The 17,976-nt window shown below is 54.6% G+C and carries 17 protein-coding genes and 1 pseudogene; 2 read left to right on the plus strand and 16 right to left on the minus strand.

Translation table 11 applies throughout. From position 1 onward, the window contains the following. Positions 1–866 (minus strand): transposase (locus B5F25_RS14370; RefSeq protein ID WP_087250320.1); only part of this gene is annotated, 866 nt, incomplete at its 3' end. Positions 867–1,132: 266 nt separating this feature from the next. On the opposite strand from B5F25_RS14370, the gene B5F25_RS14375 reads away from it, so the two are divergent. Then, entirely contained in the window at positions 1,133–1,891 is a 759-nt protein-coding gene (locus B5F25_RS14375; protein WP_087250322.1) for a ParA family protein, read from the plus strand. A gap of 6 nt (positions 1,892–1,897) precedes the next feature. Beyond that, positions 1,898–2,152 carry a hypothetical protein gene (locus B5F25_RS14380; RefSeq protein WP_087250324.1) on the plus strand — a complete coding sequence of 85 codons (255 nt, stop codon included), beginning with the start codon at positions 1,898–1,900 and terminating at the stop codon, positions 2,150–2,152. 173 nt (positions 2,153–2,325) lie between these two features. Here B5F25_RS14380 and B5F25_RS14385 read toward each other — a convergent pair. The 15 genes and pseudogenes from B5F25_RS14385 to B5F25_RS14455 form a co-directional block, all read right to left on the minus strand. Continuing rightward, positions 2,326–3,390, minus strand: a pseudogene (locus tag B5F25_RS14385) (zincin-like metallopeptidase domain-containing protein); the annotation flags it as partial. A gap of 2 nt (positions 3,391–3,392) precedes the next feature. Then, a complete protein-coding gene (locus B5F25_RS14390) occupies positions 3,393–4,004 on the minus strand; it encodes a hypothetical protein (RefSeq protein ID WP_087250328.1) in 612 nt (203 codons plus the stop codon). A 36-nt stretch (positions 4,005–4,040) separates the two neighbouring features. Then, the gene (locus tag B5F25_RS14395) at positions 4,041–5,513 is read right to left on the minus strand and encodes a glucosaminidase domain-containing protein (RefSeq protein ID WP_087250330.1); all 1,473 of its coding nucleotides are present in this window, start codon (positions 5,511–5,513) and stop codon (positions 4,041–4,043) included. Between the two features lie 52 nt (positions 5,514–5,565). Beyond that, positions 5,566–8,232, minus strand: coding sequence for an ArdC-like ssDNA-binding domain-containing protein (locus B5F25_RS14400; RefSeq protein WP_087250332.1), 2,667 nt, complete (start codon positions 8,230–8,232; stop codon positions 5,566–5,568). Positions 8,233–8,272: 40 nt separating this feature from the next. Further along, positions 8,273–10,078, minus strand: a complete 1,806-nt coding sequence (locus tag B5F25_RS14405; protein ID WP_087250333.1) for a hypothetical protein — start codon at positions 10,076–10,078, stop codon at positions 8,273–8,275. 68 nt (positions 10,079–10,146) lie between these two features. Continuing rightward, entirely contained in the window at positions 10,147–10,434 is a 288-nt protein-coding gene (locus B5F25_RS14410) for a hypothetical protein (RefSeq protein ID WP_087250335.1), read from the minus strand. Between the two features lie 23 nt (positions 10,435–10,457). Beyond that, positions 10,458–11,285, minus strand: a complete 828-nt coding sequence (locus B5F25_RS14415) for a M23 family metallopeptidase (protein ID WP_087250337.1) — start codon at positions 11,283–11,285, stop codon at positions 10,458–10,460. Positions 11,286–11,325: 40 nt separating this feature from the next. Beyond that, on the minus strand, positions 11,326–11,961 hold the full coding sequence (locus B5F25_RS14420) for a hypothetical protein (RefSeq protein WP_087250339.1): 636 nt from the start codon (positions 11,959–11,961) through the stop codon (positions 11,326–11,328). Positions 11,962–11,997: 36 nt separating this feature from the next. Continuing rightward, positions 11,998–12,681: a hypothetical protein gene (locus B5F25_RS14425; RefSeq protein WP_087250341.1), complete on the minus strand. Its 684-nt coding sequence runs from the start codon at positions 12,679–12,681 to the stop codon at positions 11,998–12,000. Between the two features lie 47 nt (positions 12,682–12,728). After that, entirely contained in the window at positions 12,729–13,421 is a 693-nt protein-coding gene (locus B5F25_RS14430) for a hypothetical protein (protein ID WP_087250343.1), read from the minus strand. Continuing rightward, positions 13,402–13,908 carry a PH domain-containing protein gene (locus B5F25_RS14435; protein ID WP_087250345.1) on the minus strand — a complete coding sequence of 169 codons (507 nt, stop codon included), beginning with the start codon at positions 13,906–13,908 and terminating at the stop codon, positions 13,402–13,404. Before B5F25_RS14435 ends, B5F25_RS14430 begins: the two co-directional genes overlap by 20 nt. After that, positions 13,905–15,155, minus strand: a complete 1,251-nt coding sequence (locus B5F25_RS14440) for a toprim domain-containing protein (protein ID WP_087250347.1) — start codon at positions 15,153–15,155, stop codon at positions 13,905–13,907. Before B5F25_RS14440 ends, B5F25_RS14435 begins: the two co-directional genes overlap by 4 nt. Before the next feature lie 46 nt (positions 15,156–15,201). Beyond that, the gene (locus B5F25_RS14445; RefSeq protein WP_087250379.1) at positions 15,202–16,818 is read right to left on the minus strand and encodes a hypothetical protein; all 1,617 of its coding nucleotides are present in this window, start codon (positions 16,816–16,818) and stop codon (positions 15,202–15,204) included. A 31-nt stretch (positions 16,819–16,849) separates the two neighbouring features. Beyond that, complete coding sequence (locus tag B5F25_RS14450; RefSeq protein ID WP_087250349.1) at positions 16,850–17,074, minus strand: hypothetical protein; 225 nt, start codon at positions 17,072–17,074, stop codon at positions 16,850–16,852. Positions 17,075–17,080: 6 nt separating this feature from the next. Then, positions 17,081–17,845 carry a DUF4099 domain-containing protein gene (locus B5F25_RS14455; RefSeq protein WP_087250351.1) on the minus strand — a complete coding sequence of 255 codons (765 nt, stop codon included), beginning with the start codon at positions 17,843–17,845 and terminating at the stop codon, positions 17,081–17,083. Positions 17,846–17,976 lie beyond the last annotated feature (131 nt).

Below are 17,976 nucleotides of genomic sequence, written 5' to 3' on the forward strand. Positions count from 1 at the left end.
GAGAAATAAATTTTATGTCCTCCTGATCCCGGATAATGAACCACGACTTTGATGTTGCGTTTCATTGCCTTTGAATAGGCTTTGACTGAGTAAGCCTTTCCTCCTTCAATGTCGAGAATTTCGCAACGCTGAAGGTCGAGTTTCTCAAAAACAATCTTCTCGCCTTTGATGCGCGGCCGTCCCCGTTTGCCAGTGCGGACACCGTCATGTGCATACCACAAGGCGGCATCGTCACGCAGGCGGCTGATGACATGGAATCCCAGCAGGCAGGCTTCACCCACGAACTTCGCCTTTGAGAACCATGCGTCTGCAACGACATAACGTGTTATGCGAAGCAGCTTGTCCTTGTGTTTGCGGAGCACGTCAAGATACCAGTCCACAAGGTTGTAATCTTCGCCCTGCTTTTCCAGATACGTCTTGTCCGGTGTCTGCTCCGCACGTAGCATCATACAGTCCCGGCAGTCAATGTCAATAATGCCGATACCGAGAATTTCCAATCCCCGTTTCATCGCAGAAGCACATCCCGACCAGAACTTGCCGATATAAGGAGTCTTCTTTCCCGACTTTGAAATATAGCTTGCGTCTATGGCAATGGCTTTCCTGGAACTTTCTCCAAACCGCTGCCGCATAAGGAAGAGATTGAACTGCATCCAGTCAAACTGACGTTCGAACAACTGCCGGAAGCGTTGTTCCGAGCTGTCCGAGTAACGGCCCATTTGGGTGAAATTTATCTTTCTTGGCAGTACCATATACAAAATCATGAGTTGGATGAATGCTGTTTTAAAACTTTTGCGTAACTTTACCGAGCAATTTTTCAAAGCATCGGTTACGATTTCCTCATATTGGTCAAGTGCTGTTTTGTTCATTGCTTTAATGTGTGGTAGGATACCATTAAAGGTAATGAAAATCAGCCACTTGACCTATTTTATTCTGCTAAACTTTATTAATTAACTTGTTTGTTGTCAACGGATTAGATGTTAATTTAACGAAGTATTATTATTAGTGAAGGAGCGATTACTAAAATACGAATAGCCTAAAATACGAATAGTAGTATATTAGTAAAATAGTACCTACTAACTGTAGTATTTACGAAAAATAGTATTAACTTTGTAGTCAGTAAGGACAACTGAATATGACAAGAATCATTGCAATACTCAACCACAAGGGCGGGGTCGGGAAAACAACAACCGCCGTCAATCTGGCGGCAGCCCTGCAACGTATGAAAAAACGGGTACTGGCCATAGATATGGACGGACAGGCCAACCTGACCGAATCATTCGGTCTGTCGATAGAGGAAGAACGCACCGTTTACGGGGCGATGACCGGTGAATACCCTTTGCCATTGGTAAAGACAGAAAGCGGAGTGACAGTCTCGCCATCCTGTCTTGACCTCTCAGCGGCGGAATCCGAGCTTATCAGCGAACCGGGGCGTGAGCTGATATTGAAAGGGCTGATAGCCAAGTTGCCCGACAAGCCGAAATTCGACTATATCATTATAGACTGCCCTCCATCCCTGGGGCTGCTTACGCTGAACGCACTCACCGCCTCTGACTATCTGGTCATTCCGGTGCAGGCGCAATTCCTTGCCATGCGGGGTATGGCCAAGATTATGAGCGTGGTCGGCATCGTGCAGGAGCGTCTGAATCCCGCCCTCCGTGTGGGCGGGATTGTCATCACCCAGTTCAACCGGCGGAAGACCCTGAATAAAAGCGTATCCGAACTTATCAAGGAATCATTCTGCAAACAGGTGTTTGATACTGTTATCCGGGATAATGTCTCATTGGCCGAAGCTCCGATTAAAGGTATGAGTATCTTTGAGTACAGCAATAATTCCAATGGTGCGAAAGACTATATGTCGCTGGCCGGGGAAATAATGAAGAAACTAAAATAAACGGTTATGGGCAAAAGTGATTTATTGAAAGACAGCATGAAAGGCGGACTGGACGGACTGCTTTCCCCGACGACGAAGAGCCGCACGGAAAAACCGGCGGGGGCTGCTCCCGGCAAGAAAGAGCCGGCCGTCCACTGTAATTTTGTAATGGACAAGAGCATCCATACCCGGATGAAATACCTTGCCATTGAAAAGGGCATGTCTCTGAAAGAGATTGTGAACGAAGCCATGCGTGAATATCTGGAAAGGAACGGGAAATGACAAGCCCGCATCGCCGTGCATCCACACCGGACGCACGGCAATGCGGAAAAGCCCTACCGTCCCCTGCGGAACGGCACGTGTTCCTCTGCCGACGCTTCCACCGGCACCCTTTCCTCGTGGGCCACTTCCAGTGTGTTCCCGTCACCGTCAGCATCCATCAGGTCAGGCTTCGCCTCAATGCGCTCCTGTACGGCCTCGATTCGCTGCGAAATCATCGAGGTTGCCCTTTTCACGTCGAACAAGGTCGTCTTCAGGAACTCCGGCGACTCCTGCAAGCTGCCCAGCCACGATTTCAGGTAAGCAGCCGATTCCTCTTTTACGTGCTTGGCCATGCCATAGCGCGAAGCTAACATCGCACTGCCCAATTCTGCCACCAGCTCCTCCCTTGCATACTCATCCGACCCGAACGCGGTGGGTTTCAAACGGTTCAACCGGCTTTCATGCCCCGAACTATGGGTCATTTCATGCAGCATGGTGCCGTAATAGGATTCCCCGTCCACGAACTGCGCCTTTTCAGGAATGACTATCTCGTCCTTGCTGATACTGTAATACGCCCGGTCTTGGTGCATGGGGCGGATGGGGCATACCCACAAGCCTTTGTCAACCATCTCGTCCAGCGGGGCGAACGAGAAAGTCTTACCCTCCAGTTTCCCGGGCGGTTTCAGCTCATTGGCCGAACGTATCTTCTCGTACAGTTCCGGCCTTGCTTCCCGGAGGTTGGTCTGGTCCACATTGAACACGTTATATACGTTCATCTTCGGATAGACATTGTACCGCTGCCTCTCCTCGTCTGACAGCCGTTTGTAATCGTCATACTTTATTTTCTCCTTCGTTTCCTTGTCCACCACGGTAAAGGTGGTGATGAAAACCGGGAAGGCTTTCTCGCCTTTCTGCACGGACACCAAAGGCAGCCTTTCGCCGTTTCCGTCCACCAAAGGCTGCCGCGAGCCGTCCTTCTTCTTGCTGTAATTGAGTGACAATGCAGCATCAAAGGTGCAGAACACAGGGATTTCGTAGCCTTGTTTTTCACATTCCAAAGCCAACATGAGGGCATTCATCCCGTTGTACTCCCTGCCCGAAAGGTTCTTCGGCCATTTCATCATATCCTCGGTGAACCAAGGCTTCGACCAGTCCTTTTGCAGGGTGGATATTTTCTCAATCATCAGTTCGGTAAACCTTTCCAACGCCCGGTCTTCAGCTGACGGGCCGTCCCTGTGGTAATCATTCTTCTTCGCCATTTCTACTCCTGTGTCCGGTTATGGTTCTCCTGTTTTACCCATTCATTTAATTCTTCCACCCTGCAGCCGATATTGATTTTGTCCAGATAGGCCGACAGTTCCAGTTTCCCCTTGGCAATGACACCCGATCTGGGTGCCAGGAACGCCTCCTTTTCGGCCGAGAAGCGGATAAAGCGCACCCATGTGAAAGCGAACGTCTCACCGTCCTTTTCAGTGCTGAATGCTGAAAACACAAGATACTTGCAGCCTTTCTTGTCGGTCTTTTCCTCCACCTGCCTGCCGACGGTTCCCCTGAACTCGATACTGCCCGTGATGGCATCCTTGTCCTGTGAGGTGGAGGTATCCAAGGTATCGGCATGGAAATTTAGGTACATGGCTTCTCCACGTTTGCGGAAGGTGAGCGTGCCTTGCATCCCGATCCTTGCACCGACGGTAATCGGGGCGGTTCCCTGTCCATCCATTGACACAGACACTTCCACTTGTTTGCCGGCACCCGATTTGGCCGGAATGGTTGTCTTGACGGTGAAACAAGTGAATTCACGCCCGTCCGAACTCGTGCGCACGGTCGCCGGACGGCTGACCGTACCGTTGATGGTTACATTGCATTTGATCATGATTTACGTATTTTATAATGATACATCAATTCTCGTTTATCTTATTTGCAGGCTTTCGTCTTGCCGGTTCTTCTGTTCCAGCTCCTGCTCGTAGTTCTGCGACATCTGACCGGAGAGGGCCACGCCGTTCACCAGCGATGCCACCTGCCTGCGTTTTTCTTCTGCTGTCAGATTTTTATCCGCAAGGACAAGTGAAAGCCGGTTCATCTCCGTTGCGGTCAGTTCATGGGTAAAACTTCCGCTTCCGTTGTCGATATGCAGCAAGGGACGGCCTCCGTCCTGTATTTCCAGCTCGCACTCCTTGAGGGAGGGGACAAGCCGTGTCAAGTCTATCCGTCGTTCCAATGCCGCTTCCGTCGCCTGCCGCATCCGTTCTTCCTTGTTGTCAATCTGCAAGGCCAGTGCCATAAGCGAGGTGAACATCGTGACGGCCATTTCCACTACAGGGTCTGTTCCGTAACTCTGACGGACGCCGCTGTCCTCCGAGGAAAGCAGTTTTTTCATCCATTCTTCCGGCGACAGTTCCGTGTTTACGGCCTGTCCGTCAGTATCCTTGTATTTGGCCAGCATGTCCTTACCCTCATGCAGCAGTTGCAGGCTGATGTTTCCTTTTTGCGCAATTTCAGCCAGATAGGCTGCAGGGTCGATACTCCGTTTGGTGCCGTCAGTATGGATTTGCACCACTTCCATACGGAGACTGTCTCCCGAAACACCGACTGCCTGTCCGGCATCGACCGTATCGCCGGCTTTGACCTTGACGGAGGCAAGGTTCTTGTAACAGACCTGGTAAGCCGTCCCGTCATCACGTGCATATTCCACGGCGACGGATTTCCCGTCCGGAGCGACGGACACGACCTTGCCCTTGTTTTCCGTGGCCAGCACGGATTCATGGTCTGCCTGCAGGCCTATATCTTTCTGTGTGCCGAACGGCACCGTTACCATAAGGAATTCCTGCCGTTCCAACGGGAAGGCGTAACCGGATGACTCAAGGGCGGGAAGCTCTTCCCTGTTCTCGCCCGGTACATGCCCTTGCGCCCTCATTTCTTCCATCACCTGGCGGTCGTACCGGTCAAGCCCGTTCCGTTCAATGATTTTTATAAGCGAAGCGGCATAGTTCCCTCCTGTGGCATACCCGGCACGTTCCAGTCCTTTGGCCCATCCTTCATAATCGTCCGCTTCCAGACGGAAGCAGGCCGCATACCGTTTGTTTTCAAAAAGGAACCGTGAATGGTGTTCGTAGGATTCCGCTACGCTGTCATAGCTGCAGAACTTCTCGTCGGGGCGGTCATCGGTGTAGACGCCGTACTTCCCGCCGTCCTCCAGCCATTTCCGCGTGGCCTTGATGCCGAAGTGATTGTTTTCTTCCCGTGCAAGCGTGCTTTCCCCGTTGGAACTTTCCAAAATACCCTGGGCCAATGTCACCGAGGCAGGGATGCCGTAACGGCGCATCTGCTCCATCGCGTAGGACTTATATTCTTCCGCATAAATCTGGTTTTTGTTTTTTGCCATTTTCTTCTTATCTTAAATATAGTCAATACAATTATCAGCTCCGGACATTCTGTCACCTGCCACGGCCGGCACGCACTTCCTCTGTCGTATTTCCCTTTTGCCTGTTCTCCGTCATGTTGACATCCACCTGCTCGCAAATGGCTACCCGCTTCCCCGCCCGTATAAGCTTGGGCAGGTAAACATCCAGGTCAGAGAGTGCGAACGACAGCGTATCCGTTTTCTCGTTTTCCGAAGGGCCGGACACCTGACGGCTTTCAAGTCCTAAGACTTGTGATGCCGCTTCCGCATCCTGTCTGTATGCCACGTAGTTGTCATTTGTCCGGAACAACAGCAAGGCGTCCGGATGCTTCTCTTTCAGGTTCTCAAACTGTTTCAGGTAAACCGCCAAAGCCCCGTCCATCGCATTTTGCCCGGTTTGGTCCTGTTTTTCATGCTCCACAGCCGAAGGCGGTTCCTGCCGGTTTTCCTGCACCTGTTCCTGTTGCAGCACGTCAGCAAACAATCTGGCGGCAAGGCGGGTCTTGTACTCGGCCTTGTCTTCCGCCACCCACATACGTTGCCATTGCTGGGGAGTGACTTCCCGTGGCTGCACCTTCTCGATGCCGTCGATGACCGGCGCACACAGGATGCGTTCATCCCGGGTGCGGAAAATGTTCACCCTTCTGATTTTGGATAAACCGGCGGTCACTTCATCATTTCCGAACAGGTCGACCTTCAGGTGTGGCTGGTTCTTTGCCAGGGCATAATATTTGTTGGCCAGACTTCTGCGCACCTCGCCGGAGGCGGCCTGCTGCCCTTGCTTGATGGTGGAGAAGAAGCGGTTGATGTCCTCCTTGTCCGGATAGACGCTGAAGGATTCTTCCCCGTGGGGCTTGAGGTACAGCGCCCACCGCTTGTCATCGTCGCGCAGCATCTGAATGCTGTCGAACTGTACGGTGGTGGCTTTCTCTACGGCTTCAGTCACATTGACACGGGACAGGTTTTTCAGTTCCTTTCCTTCCAGCCTGGCTGTTGATACGTCCTTTCCTTCAAAGTAGCTGTCGTCAGGACGGTAACCCAACAGTCCTTCCTTGTTGTAAAACCGGACGTAGGTTGCTCCTTCTGCCCGGAGCGCACTCTCAATGCGCTGTTTGGAAAAGCCGGGTATGTTGTTGGTGATCGTCTTTGCCTGCCTTTCCGAGCGTTCTTTGGCATCCATTACCTCGTCAGGCGTCAGCCGGTATGGGCGTTTGTCCCCACCGGGTAATACCACATGGCCGCCCTCCATCGCCCCGCCTGGCAGCACCACGTCCACGATGCCGGACTGCCTGTCGCGCACGAGTACCATCTCCCTGGCGGAACGGTCGGGCAGCTCTTTCAGGCGGTCAGCTATGAAATAGCTTCCTTTGGTATTCCATTCTGAAGGCATGTACTCCCTGCAGGCATCGGCCATCTGCGCCCCGTAGGTCAGGGCTTCCGTATAGGCCAGTTCCACCACCTCCGGGTCGTTGTTCGATGTTCCGGCAAGGGCTTCCTCCACTTTTCTGTCGTAGTATTCCAGGCTGAACTTCTCCATGAAAGCCTGTTTCTCCGCCTGCGAGGGGAAGTTCCGTCCGTCCACGCCCATGCCGCCCTTGCGGATGATGTCGAGCAGAACGGCACTCTCCCGTGAATCGACCTGTGGCTTCTGCTTGTCACGCAGTTCCGTGGTGCGCCTGTGATCCCGTAAGGCGGCGTATTCTATTTTCTCTCCCTGCTCGGCTTTGCGCATCACGTTCACGGCATTGTTTACGTCCGTTTCGATAGCTTCCAGATAAGTGGGATTTTCACGTAGCTCATTCGTCCAGTAATCCACCAGGGGCAGGCTGTCCGGGGAAAGTCTGGCCGGAAGCCCGAAATCCATCATCTTCACGCCCGCAGCCAGTTCCGTCACCAGTCTCTCGAACTTCACGGCATCCTCTGACGGGGCTTTGCCTCCCTGCATCACCATGCCTTCACGTGCCAGCCTTTGCTGATGACCGGTCGCACCGGCCACTTGCCGCACCAGTTCCCGTACATAGTCCTCGTAGGTGGTGAAGTGCTTCCGGTCGGGCATATAGACAGCGTCTTTCTGCGTGTCGTAACGGGGAAATCCGGTGGCGTCCTTGCGAATGGGCACGAGATACTGCCTGACTTGGGCGGCAAACCGGTTGACGGCACTCCTTAGCTGCCTCTCTTCGGCTTTCAGGTTGCCCCTGTCGTTGATGCCGCCGCTGTTCTCCAGCAATGCTTTGTAAACATCCGGAGTGGATGCCGGCAGCGTGGTCTGGTCCACGTTGAAGAGGGTGCGGATCTCCCTTTGACGCACGCCCTTGTATTGGGCACGGTCTTCTTTTGACAGCTTGAGATAGTCTTCCCTCGACTGTATGTCATCAGGGTTATTCCGGTGTACATACTTTTCCCAGTTGTACCAGTGGAACGGTACGCCTTTTTCTCCCTGCAGCACGGATTCCCCGTGTTGCCTGGCCTCGTTGAAAGTCAGGTAACGGGCGGTCTTAAACCCGTTACGGTCAGCGTGCATCCCCAGAATGAGGGCATTGTAAGGGCTGACTTCAGGACCTTTCGGATAGAACCGCGGCGCAGTCTTCCCGGTCGGGTTCAGCCAGTATCCGCCGCTGGAGGCCGCACCGGCCAGTGCTCCTGCCAGCAGCTCTTTCTCGCGTTCAGCGGCGGCTTGTTCTTGCGGGCTTTTATCTTTCATCGTATGGAAATCTTTTAATGGATTAAATGTATGGTGTTCGTTATTTGAGCGTCATGGCTTTTTCCTTGCCGTCTTCCAATGTCCTTTCTGAAATACGGTAGTTTTCCTGTGCCATAAGCCGTGTCTCCTCATGTCTGGCAAGCACGGCATTGGCCAGCGTGTTCAAGGGCAAAGCCCCGTCACGGCAGGCTTCAGCGGCGGCTTCAGGCAGCCGGATGCTGCATGGCACACCGTCCATGTCCATGAGCAGGATGTTTCCTTGCAGCACGGGATTCGCCAGCCGCGGACTCAACGGCTCGTCGGGATATGGCTTGAACAGCCGTTTTGGGGGAGCTTCCCTGTCATCAAGCGCTTCATGTCCCGCCTTGTTCAGCAGATTCAGGCCACCCATGCCGATCAGTGTCAGTTTCAGCAGTGGGTTCTTTACGAACATTCCCAAAAGGATGGAGGCTACAGGAAGCAGGCTGTCCTTTACTCCGAATGACCGGGTATTACCTGTGAACAGTCCTATAAGCACATCGGGAAGCATGGCGATGACATATCCTAAGTTCTTGCCTATGTCTTCCATACCGTCCAGCCCGAAGGAACGCAGCAGGCCGTCCCAGCCGCTTTCGTTGGTGGTTTGCCGGGCTTCTGGTGCGGTCTCCTCCGTTTTTTCCCCCGCTTCCGGCGTTTGCTCCTGTGATTCTTCTTCGGTGCCCGTCCCGTTCTTTTCCTGTGCTTTCTTTTCCTGTGCTTCCACTTCGGCGACCGTCCTGAGGTATTCATCTTCTTGTCCCGGAGCGACAATCATCGGCACGTCCTTGTAGCGTTCATCATCCCTTTCTTCCCCGGTCATGGCGGATTGAAACGGAGAGAATCCGAAACTGCCCGGCTTCCGGCTTTGTTCGGCCATCTCTGCCCAGAACGGCTTTTTGGTGGCGATGCCCATCGGCTTGTTAAGCCGTTCATTGACGGAGAGTATATATTCGTTCTCGTAGGAGACAATACTTTTGCCTTTTTTCCGGAAGTCCGTGAACACGTTCTTTTCCGAACCGAACACGCCCCGGCTGATGCAGTCCTCTACGGTAAGGGCTTTACCGTCGTTTTTTTCCTTGCCTTCAAGGTACCATTCCACGCCGTAAGAGGCAGCTTCAAGTCCAAGATTGCCTGCCAGTCCCGCCCATGAGGCGACTCCGCCCGTTGTCACCGTATCCACGCCGAACGACACGGCTTTTCCCGCAACTTTTTCCGTGGTGGAAGGCCGGTAGGCGGCTTCGCTCCGGGCATTGATTTCCCGTTCCAGCGGGGATTCCTGCAAGGAACCGGCAAAACCGAACAGGCTGCCGTCCATACCCTTGCGCAGCACGTATTCCACGGAAGACTTGGGCATGCGGTCGGCCACCATCCGGTCTATCATCATCTGTTCCACACGATAGTCAACGTAGGCAAACGCCAAATCGCAGCCCAGCTTCTTGGACAGCCCGTCGTAGCGTTCCCTCCCGATTTCGGCCACCACGGCATTGCGCCATTCCCCCGCCAGCAGAGCCAGGTCGGACGCAAGGCCTTTCTCTCTGGTGATACGCTTACGGCACATCGCCACGTAGTCCTCCGCCGTCTTGCTGTTCCATTCACCCGTCAGGCGCAGATACTGCACGGTATCGTCGGGCATCCCCGTGACACCGCCGGTGAAACTCCGCAGCAGTCCGGCAGGGCTTGACGCGAACTCGCCGATTTCTTCCGCCTGTTTTTTCTCAAGTCCGGACTTCACCTCGCGCATGACCGGTGTCATGTACGTGTCAAAATACTTCTGCAGGCAGTATTCCACCTCGGCAAACCTTCCGCTATGTCGTATTTCCTTGCTCATGTAATGTTGAATTTCATTCGTCCTATCTCTCGCCCGGCACAGCTCAAAAGGACTTGAGTCCGAACCCGCTAAACCGAAGCGTTGAGTTGTCTGATCAGTTGTTCCCTTGTCTGTTCAATGGCATTCCGGCAGGCTTCCATCTGCTTGGGATAGTATTTCTCCAGCATCGTCTCCTTGCCGATTTCCTCTTTCAGGAAGCCCACCGCCGTCTGCCGGCTGATTTCCACTGAGGGCTCGCCCTCTTCCTTGTTGTTGAACCAGGCTTTGGTCCACCACCTGACTCCCGCTCTGTCGGGATATACCGTCACCAGCCTCGGGATGTCAAAGCTGCGCACGTCTATCTCCAGCCCTTCCAACGGATCGGTGACACCGCCGGCGGCTATGGCTTCGTCAAGTCTTTTTTTTTACCGCTTTCCCCTGTGGTGGAGAGGAACACCCCGTGACGCAAGGCCAGGTAATTCAGGAAGTCGCCTATCAGCAGGTTCTGTACCTTGGCGGCGATGGGCATGGCACGTGCGCTGATGCCCAGCGGGTTGGCCAGGGACGGGATAGTCTCGTAAAAATAGTTGCGTATGGCCGACAGCGAGAAGATGTTGCGCAGCGATTGGGCGGTACGTTCCGGCACAGGGTACAGCCCGCTTCCGATTTCCGAGAGGTAGTCGGGATAGAACCGCAGCATCAGTTCTCCGATTTCATCCCGGTCGTCGTCATAGTCCGTGGGGATGTCCATTTCAAGTGTCTCGAAGTCGGGCATTCCTGCATGCCCTTGCTGCAGGGTCATCTTCAGGTTGCCGTACAGCATGGCAAGGAAGTCTATGGGATTGATTTCCTCCCCGTCATATTTTACGCCTATATGCAGCAGGCTCCCGCTGATGGCCAGCAGGCTTCCTGCCCTCACTCTGGCCCCGAAGGGTACCATCGCCCTTGCCAGGTGTGCGTAGGTCACTTCATATTTTCCGTAACGGGTCGTCAGGAACAGCCCGTGTACGGGGTTGCTGCCGATGCCGGTCACCACGCCGTCGGCTACGGCCATCAGGAGGTAACGGTTCACGGCGAAATCTGTGCCGTGGTGGAAGAAATTCTCCCCGGTCCGGGGATGCGTCTGTTCCCCATAGCCCAATGTGAGCTTCACGTTCCCGTCCCGTTCTTCGAAAGGCATGCAATAGCCGCTTGCCGAGGCGAGATTCATGTCTTGTGTATAATCCATATAGGTCTTGCGTTCTTAATTCTTTAATTTTTAATTTCTCCTACCTTCTCATTCCGCCTTGCCGGGTCTGTCCTTCATCCGGAGTCTGTCCTGAAGGCTGTGCCCGTTCCACCTTGGAATTATTGCCTATAAGCATCATTCCCATCAGGAGTCCGGCGATTTTGCCGAGCCAGCCGAAACGTCCGAATACCAGCAGGGCGGAAGCCACCAGGCCGAGCATTCCGAGTCCTGACACGTTCCCTTTCCCTAAGTTGGCGAAGAAGTTGCCGAACATGTCCAGTCCGTGCCCGCCGGTCAGGTTGCCAAGGAACGTGCCGATGCCTCCCCATGTCTCGTTGAGGGAGCGGACGCCGTCTTTCACCCCGTCAAGTGATTTCCCGGTCTCTTCAATGGCTTCTTTCACTTCTCCGGCGGCTTGTCCGGCCACTTCCAGCCCCTTGTCCACGGTTTCCTCGCCGACCAGCACGTCAGCCACGCTGCGCACGACCGGCTTGTCGTTCACGATGTTCTCCCAGGCCAGATAGCCCATGCCGCCTCCGACTACCGCAGCCTTGGTGGCATGGCCGAACCCGGCAAGGGTGCGCTGGGGATGCGTTACGGCGCTGCCCAACGAACGGGTGGCGGAATTATTGACCAGCCTCTTCCCGTAACCCAGTATTCTTGTCCATCCTCCCATACCTTATGATTGTTTTATGGATGTTTTTTATATCGTTTATAAATCTCCGTTTCTCTTCCACCTCCGCATGGCGGCACGGGCGATTTCCGCCTTGTCCGCCTTTTGCGGCCTCGTTCCTTCGTCTATGGTTGCCCATACGTCGGCCAGCGAGGTGTATTTCACTGCCAGGGTCAGGTGGCGCAGTTTACGGTTCATCGCCTTCAGTTTCGGGCGGATGCCGAACACCAGTTCTATCCGTTGCTTTTCTGTCATCTTGGTGTCGCTCAGGCATACCTGCCGGATGTCGTTCACGATTTCCACACTGCCCAATATCAGTTCCTGATAGATGCGGTTGCGGTTCGGGGTGAGTGCCACGGCAATGGCGTTCCCTGCATGGTTGCGCAACTGGCGGTTCAGGCTGCCCATGTTTTCGGCCAGTTTGCCGACTTCATGGTAGAAGCCGTATATCTGTGCCGCATAGCTGATGATGTCCCGGAATGAATCCAGGTAATCGTTGAACTGCCGCTGGAGGTTGGTCGTTCCTTCCACCTCCTCGCGTGTCCAGATGTGCCCGGTGGTCTGCATCAGCATCGCCCGTTCCTGGGCCTTCAACTGGTCTTCCGCTTTTTCGGTATAGAGGTACACCATCCCGGCCAAGGTCGGGTCAATTTGCGCCTCTATCTGCAAAGAGCAGACAAGCAGCAAGCCCGTTATCACTAAATGTTTCTTTATCCCTGCCATATTTCATTCATCATTAATTCATTAGCCTAACGCTGAACTTCATTTCTTCATCGGACCGTCTTTGCCGCCCTCCGCCACCGGTCCAAGGCGGCATGGGCCACTTCCCCGTTGCTCCGGTCTATCATACCGGCCGTAACGCTGTTCCACACATCGGCCATCGTGTAATAGCGGATGCTCAGGTAGAGCCGGTGCAGTTTCTTGCTGAAAGCGTCCAGCCTGTCGGACAAAGCCCAGAGGGTCTCGCTCCGTTCCGCACAGGTCAGCATGTTCCGCGCCCCGCCTGTGGCCACGGCGTTCCTCAATAGCGTGTAAACCGAAACCAGTTCGGTGGCGGTCTCGATATAGAGGTTGTTCATGCTCATCGTGGCAAGGATGCCTTGCGGGTTGTCCGCCACGGCTTTCCGCAACTTGCCGAGGGTGATGAAGATGCGCACCCCGTCCTCATACAGGGTGGTGGCCGCTTTCAGCGAGGATGCGTAGCCCTCCACGGTCTGCAGGTAGCCGCTGTATTTCCGTTCCCACTCGTGTATCTTGTTGAACTCGGCGGCGATGGCGTTCTGCAGGGCTGCAGTCTTCGTCTGTCCCTCCACCTGTTCCTCTATCTGCCCGTTGACGGCTTCGTTACCCTCGGCCAGCGCCATCCATTCCAGTGGGTTGGTCTGCACGAATTGCGCTTGTGCCCGGATGCCGGCGCACAAGGCTAATACGAGGGTCAATATCTTAACGGTTCGTGATTTCATAGATTCCCTTTCTTCGTTTGTTCAGTTCCACCCGTCTTCGGATAACCGGCACCAGGTCGTTGCCCATGTCTACGCCGATGATGTCAAGCCGTGGCGTGGTGCGGTCGCCCGAATGGACGCACACTGTTTTCAGCCCGCAAAACTGTTGCAGCAGGTTGCTACGCTCCGCAAAGTCCACCACCCGGTAGAGTTCCACATAATCGCTGCTCCGGGTAATCACCCCATGCTCGTATATCAGTTGTTCGCCCGTGATGCGGTACACCATGCGCTTCAGATAAATAAAGCGGTAAGCCAACACCAACGACATGGTTGCCGACAGCCACAGCAGCAATCCCTTGAACGGTATCCCTTCCATCCCGGCACAGGCGTAACTGCACAGGTCGAGCGTCAACAACGGCAGGTTATCGATGAAGAACTGCACCGTCCGTGGCCGTAGTTGGATGGTGCCCGGAATTGTGTATGGCGGTTGTGTGGTCGTTTGTCTCATCGTCTGAATCGGGTTTGTCGTTCTTCCGTATTTTCTTGTTCCTTGTCCTCATCCATCCGTTTGTCCATAAGTTGGTCGTTCCAGTCCTTGTAGCCCTTGTTTGGAGGTCGGTAGTCAATGCGTCCTTTCTCCAAGTCAAGTTCCTTGCAGACGGCATCAAAGTCAAAGGCGGTGACATCCATCTCATGCCGCCCGTATTTTCCGGTCAGGTCGGTCACGACCAGGGTGTCCTTCTTCGTCGTATGCGAGTTGAACACCCTTCCGTTCATTTGCAAGGCGAAGTTCACGGCATAGAGCTGTCCTGCACGGTCCCGGTCGAAGCAAAGATGATGGTTGGCTTCGGGAGTTTGTTCCAGCATCCCGGCGAACTGCCGGACACTGGGTGTGCCGCCGGTGGAAACAAACACGGCATTGCCCAGGTCGGCGTATGCCACGGTTTCCTTCTTTTCAATCTGGTAGAATGCCATCGCGTCAAAGGCGCTCTCAAACCAGTACACATCCTTTGCCCCGGACAGTGGTGTGGTAAAACCCACATCACTGCGATGGCTATTGAGTCGGCCTATCCACATTCCCTCGGTGGCGTTGCTCCCTGTTGCCATGCCCTTGTAGGCGGTCTTGCCATCCGCGTTAGGGCGGCTGCGTTCTTCCAGGCCGACAATCTGTTTGCCCGGCCACGCGGGCAGCGACATGGGAAAGGTGAGGTTGGTGTACACCTTGCCGTCCGTCCGGTGCTTGGAGGCAAGGAAGAAATGCCCGCAAAAGGCACGTTGGGTATCAAGGGCGATACCCCGGTTCTTGAAATAAGGATAGAACTTCTTCTGGCTCTCCCAATCGTCCATGCGGAAGGCTTGCAGGTCGTATTCACCTATGTCAAACGGTTTGCCCGTCTTGTCCGGATTGTAAATTTTCGTTTCGCGGATTTCCTGTGGTTCATTCAGCAGACGGCGGCATACGAGGTTGACCAATCGGTCGGTGGACATTCCAGGGGTGTATTCGGGAAAAAAGTGGGGATGTTCCTTGATGAAGGAGATGACGTTGTAGTTCTTGCGTTCGGGCGGCTGGAAACAGCAGAAGCCGTTGCCTGTGACGATGAACTTGTCGCCGCGCACCCGCCGCCCGTCGCTGTCAATGCGCACATACGACGGATAGCGCAGGCCGTCACGGCGGTTCAGCCGGTAGCCTGCGTCCACCAGCAACTCCTGTATGCTCAGCCGTCGTTTGTAATCTTCGTAGGTCAGTTCGGACATTGGTAATTCTCAATTCTACACTCTTAACTCTTCATTCTTTACTTGGCTACATTCCGTGTCTCATTTCATGCTGCATCCGTTCCGTGTTCACCGCCGCCTCGAAATTACGGGCGGCCACATCCATCGGAGTGTCCACGCCCGGCTTATAGTAACACCGTGGAGGGGGCGGCGGGCCATGCCTTTCCATGTAGATGGCCGGACGTGGTCCGCGTCCGAGTTCGCCTATAACGGCAACGCCCGCCAACAAAGCCGCTCCGATTTTCGTGCCCAACGGCACGTTGTCCCTCGACTTCATGTCCACTTCCCCGAAAATCTTGGAAAACAGCTTCAAACGGTGGTAGTCATCGATGGCCATGAACTTGTCATATTGCTTCTGGGTGATTTCGTGGCTCACGGTTTCCCCGTCTATGACGGCTGTCATACGGTATTTGCCTTCTGTTTCGGCCTGCTCCACCCGTATCTCGTCCACTGTCACCTCCCGTCCGTGCCGTCCCTCGCGGAACCAGCCCTTGTCAGGATTGATATATGCGAGGTCGTTTCCGTCCATCACCACCGTACCCTTGGGCAGTTCTCTTTCTTCTGGTGCTACGGATAGCCCCTCATTGACATATTGCCCCTGCTGCCCTTGCAACCCTTGCCCGCCATGCTCCAGTTGTTCCGCCTGGGAAAGTTGCCGTTCGAGGTCTTCCTTGACAGTCGGGTGGAGTTCGATGGCTATCACCTTGTCACTGTCCAGCGTATCCATCGTGACGGGAGCCGAAAAGTCATCCTTGATGATGCCGTTGATGGTTTCCAGGCGTTTCTCTACGGGAACTTCCTGTACGGAATTGTTTGTCAGCATGGCCAATTCATCATCGGTCAGGTCGTATTGCATGTCGGCGGGTACGGAAGCGGACTGGACAGTCAGCGTCTTGCGCTCCGCGTCAATCAGGATGCCGTGGCTCGCCAGGCATTCCTGCCACTTTTCGTTGCTGAAATAGACGGGAGACGTGATTAGTGTATGGTACGGCTTGGCGGGTTCTGTCGGTCTTGGCCGTACCTGCAAAGGCGTGATAACCGTTTCAAGGTCCTTCAGCACGTCCTCTCCGGCGACCGTGCCTGTGGAATGCCCCTTATAATAAAAGCCGTAGCCGCCGCTTTGTAACTCTCCTGGTTTCATGCGCCCGTCTGGTCGGTCTGGCACCATCGGTGCGCCGGGATAATAGAGGTTGCCGCCGATGCGCCGCAGGTGGAAGCCGTCCTGATGCCGGGGCGTCCAGCCGAGGAAACAGGCTCCCCATGGGTGGCGCAAGGGGAATGGCCGTCCAAGCCGCCCGTATTCGCCCGCTCCGATGCGGTAGCCGTGCAGCCCCATGGCCACACGCCCGTTGGCGTTCCGCGCGTGTACGAAATCACGGGGAAGGTCGAAGTCCGCAGCCACGATGCTGGCGAAGGTGTTGTAGCACCGGCGGTTGACCGAATTCGTGCCCCAGTCTGTCAGTGCCTGCAGCTGTTTTTCGGTGATGGGATAGGAAAGCAACGGGGAGTCATGCCCCTGCACAATCAGGACAAACCCCTCGCTGCTTCCCGCTATATGCCCTCTCATGCCGTTGCGTGCCAGGATGTCGCGCATCTCCGGTGGCAGTTCGAGGGGGCGCGGATTGGTATTCTTGCGTATGCTCATTTCCTTGCTTGTTTTTGGTGGGTTCGATAATTCAGGCATCGCCGTCAGCCATGGCTTCCTCCATCTCTTCCTGTTTCAGGTCGAGGAAGCGCAAGGCGGTCTCATCATTTATGGGCTGGTCACGCAGCCGGCAATACTTCTCGAACTCCGCACGCCAGTCCTTTGAGTGGTGGCGCACGTAATCCGCCCAGCCGTATTCACCGCTCTGCACTTTCTCCACGAGGGTCTCTTCCGGATAGTATTCTTCCTTTGCCATGGCGGTCTACAGTTTTTGGATGTTGCCGTTCTGCTGTCTCGTCCGGCTGGTTTTCTTCAGCTCGTTCCACATCTCTTCGGGATAGTCCTCTTCATGGATGTAGTTGAGGTTACCCGCTTCATCAGTGGTCCAGCAGCCGAAACAGCCGAAGTTGTACTTCTCCCATTCCTTTTTGGATGCTTTCTTCCATTGCACGCTGTCCCCGGCGCACACGAGCAGGCCGGTCGGCTCGGTCAGGTCGATGCCGATGGTCATCATGTCGTCTCCGTCCGCCACCGTCAGGGGCTCTCCGCCCCGCAGGCAGTTAATCTCGGCGTTGGACAGATGGAACTCGTCGGCCACGATTTGCAGGTTGCGGCCGATGACGGGTGTCGGCACGGAGAGAATCTGCCGGGTGCCGGGGTCTATCTGGTGGAAGGCCTGCACCTGCTTGCCGTCGCCGGTCGTCAGCGTGTCGATGACGGCTTTCCCTTCCGACAGCCGCTGTCTGTTCTCCGCGCTGAAACGTTCCAGGCGGCTTTCCGCCAGTACGGGGAAAAACAGCACGTCGGCTGTCCCGTCCTCGCGTCTGACCAGGGCGAAGCGGGTGCGGCAACGGATGGTGTTACCCTCCGGGTCATCCACTTGTATGGGCAATACGGGCGAACGGCGGCCTGAATGGATGTCCTGCAATACCCTTAAGGGAAGGTCGTCTATCATCTCCCGTGTCAGGCCGAACTCTTCAAGGATGCCGTAAGGCATTTCTTCGTCCGAGAATTTGTATCTGTTCATGTTTGCGTGAATTAAATGGTTACACTTGGGACAAATGTAGGATGCTTGAATGAGGAAAAATCAGCGGAGGAAATAAAAGTGCCGGATTTTGGGGATATTTAGTAAAATCAGGGAAAATCATACTGTCAATC

It is taken from the genome of Bacteroides sp. An19, from assembly GCF_002160215.1.
GTDB lineage: Bacteria > Bacteroidota > Bacteroidia > Bacteroidales > Bacteroidaceae > Phocaeicola > Phocaeicola intestinalis.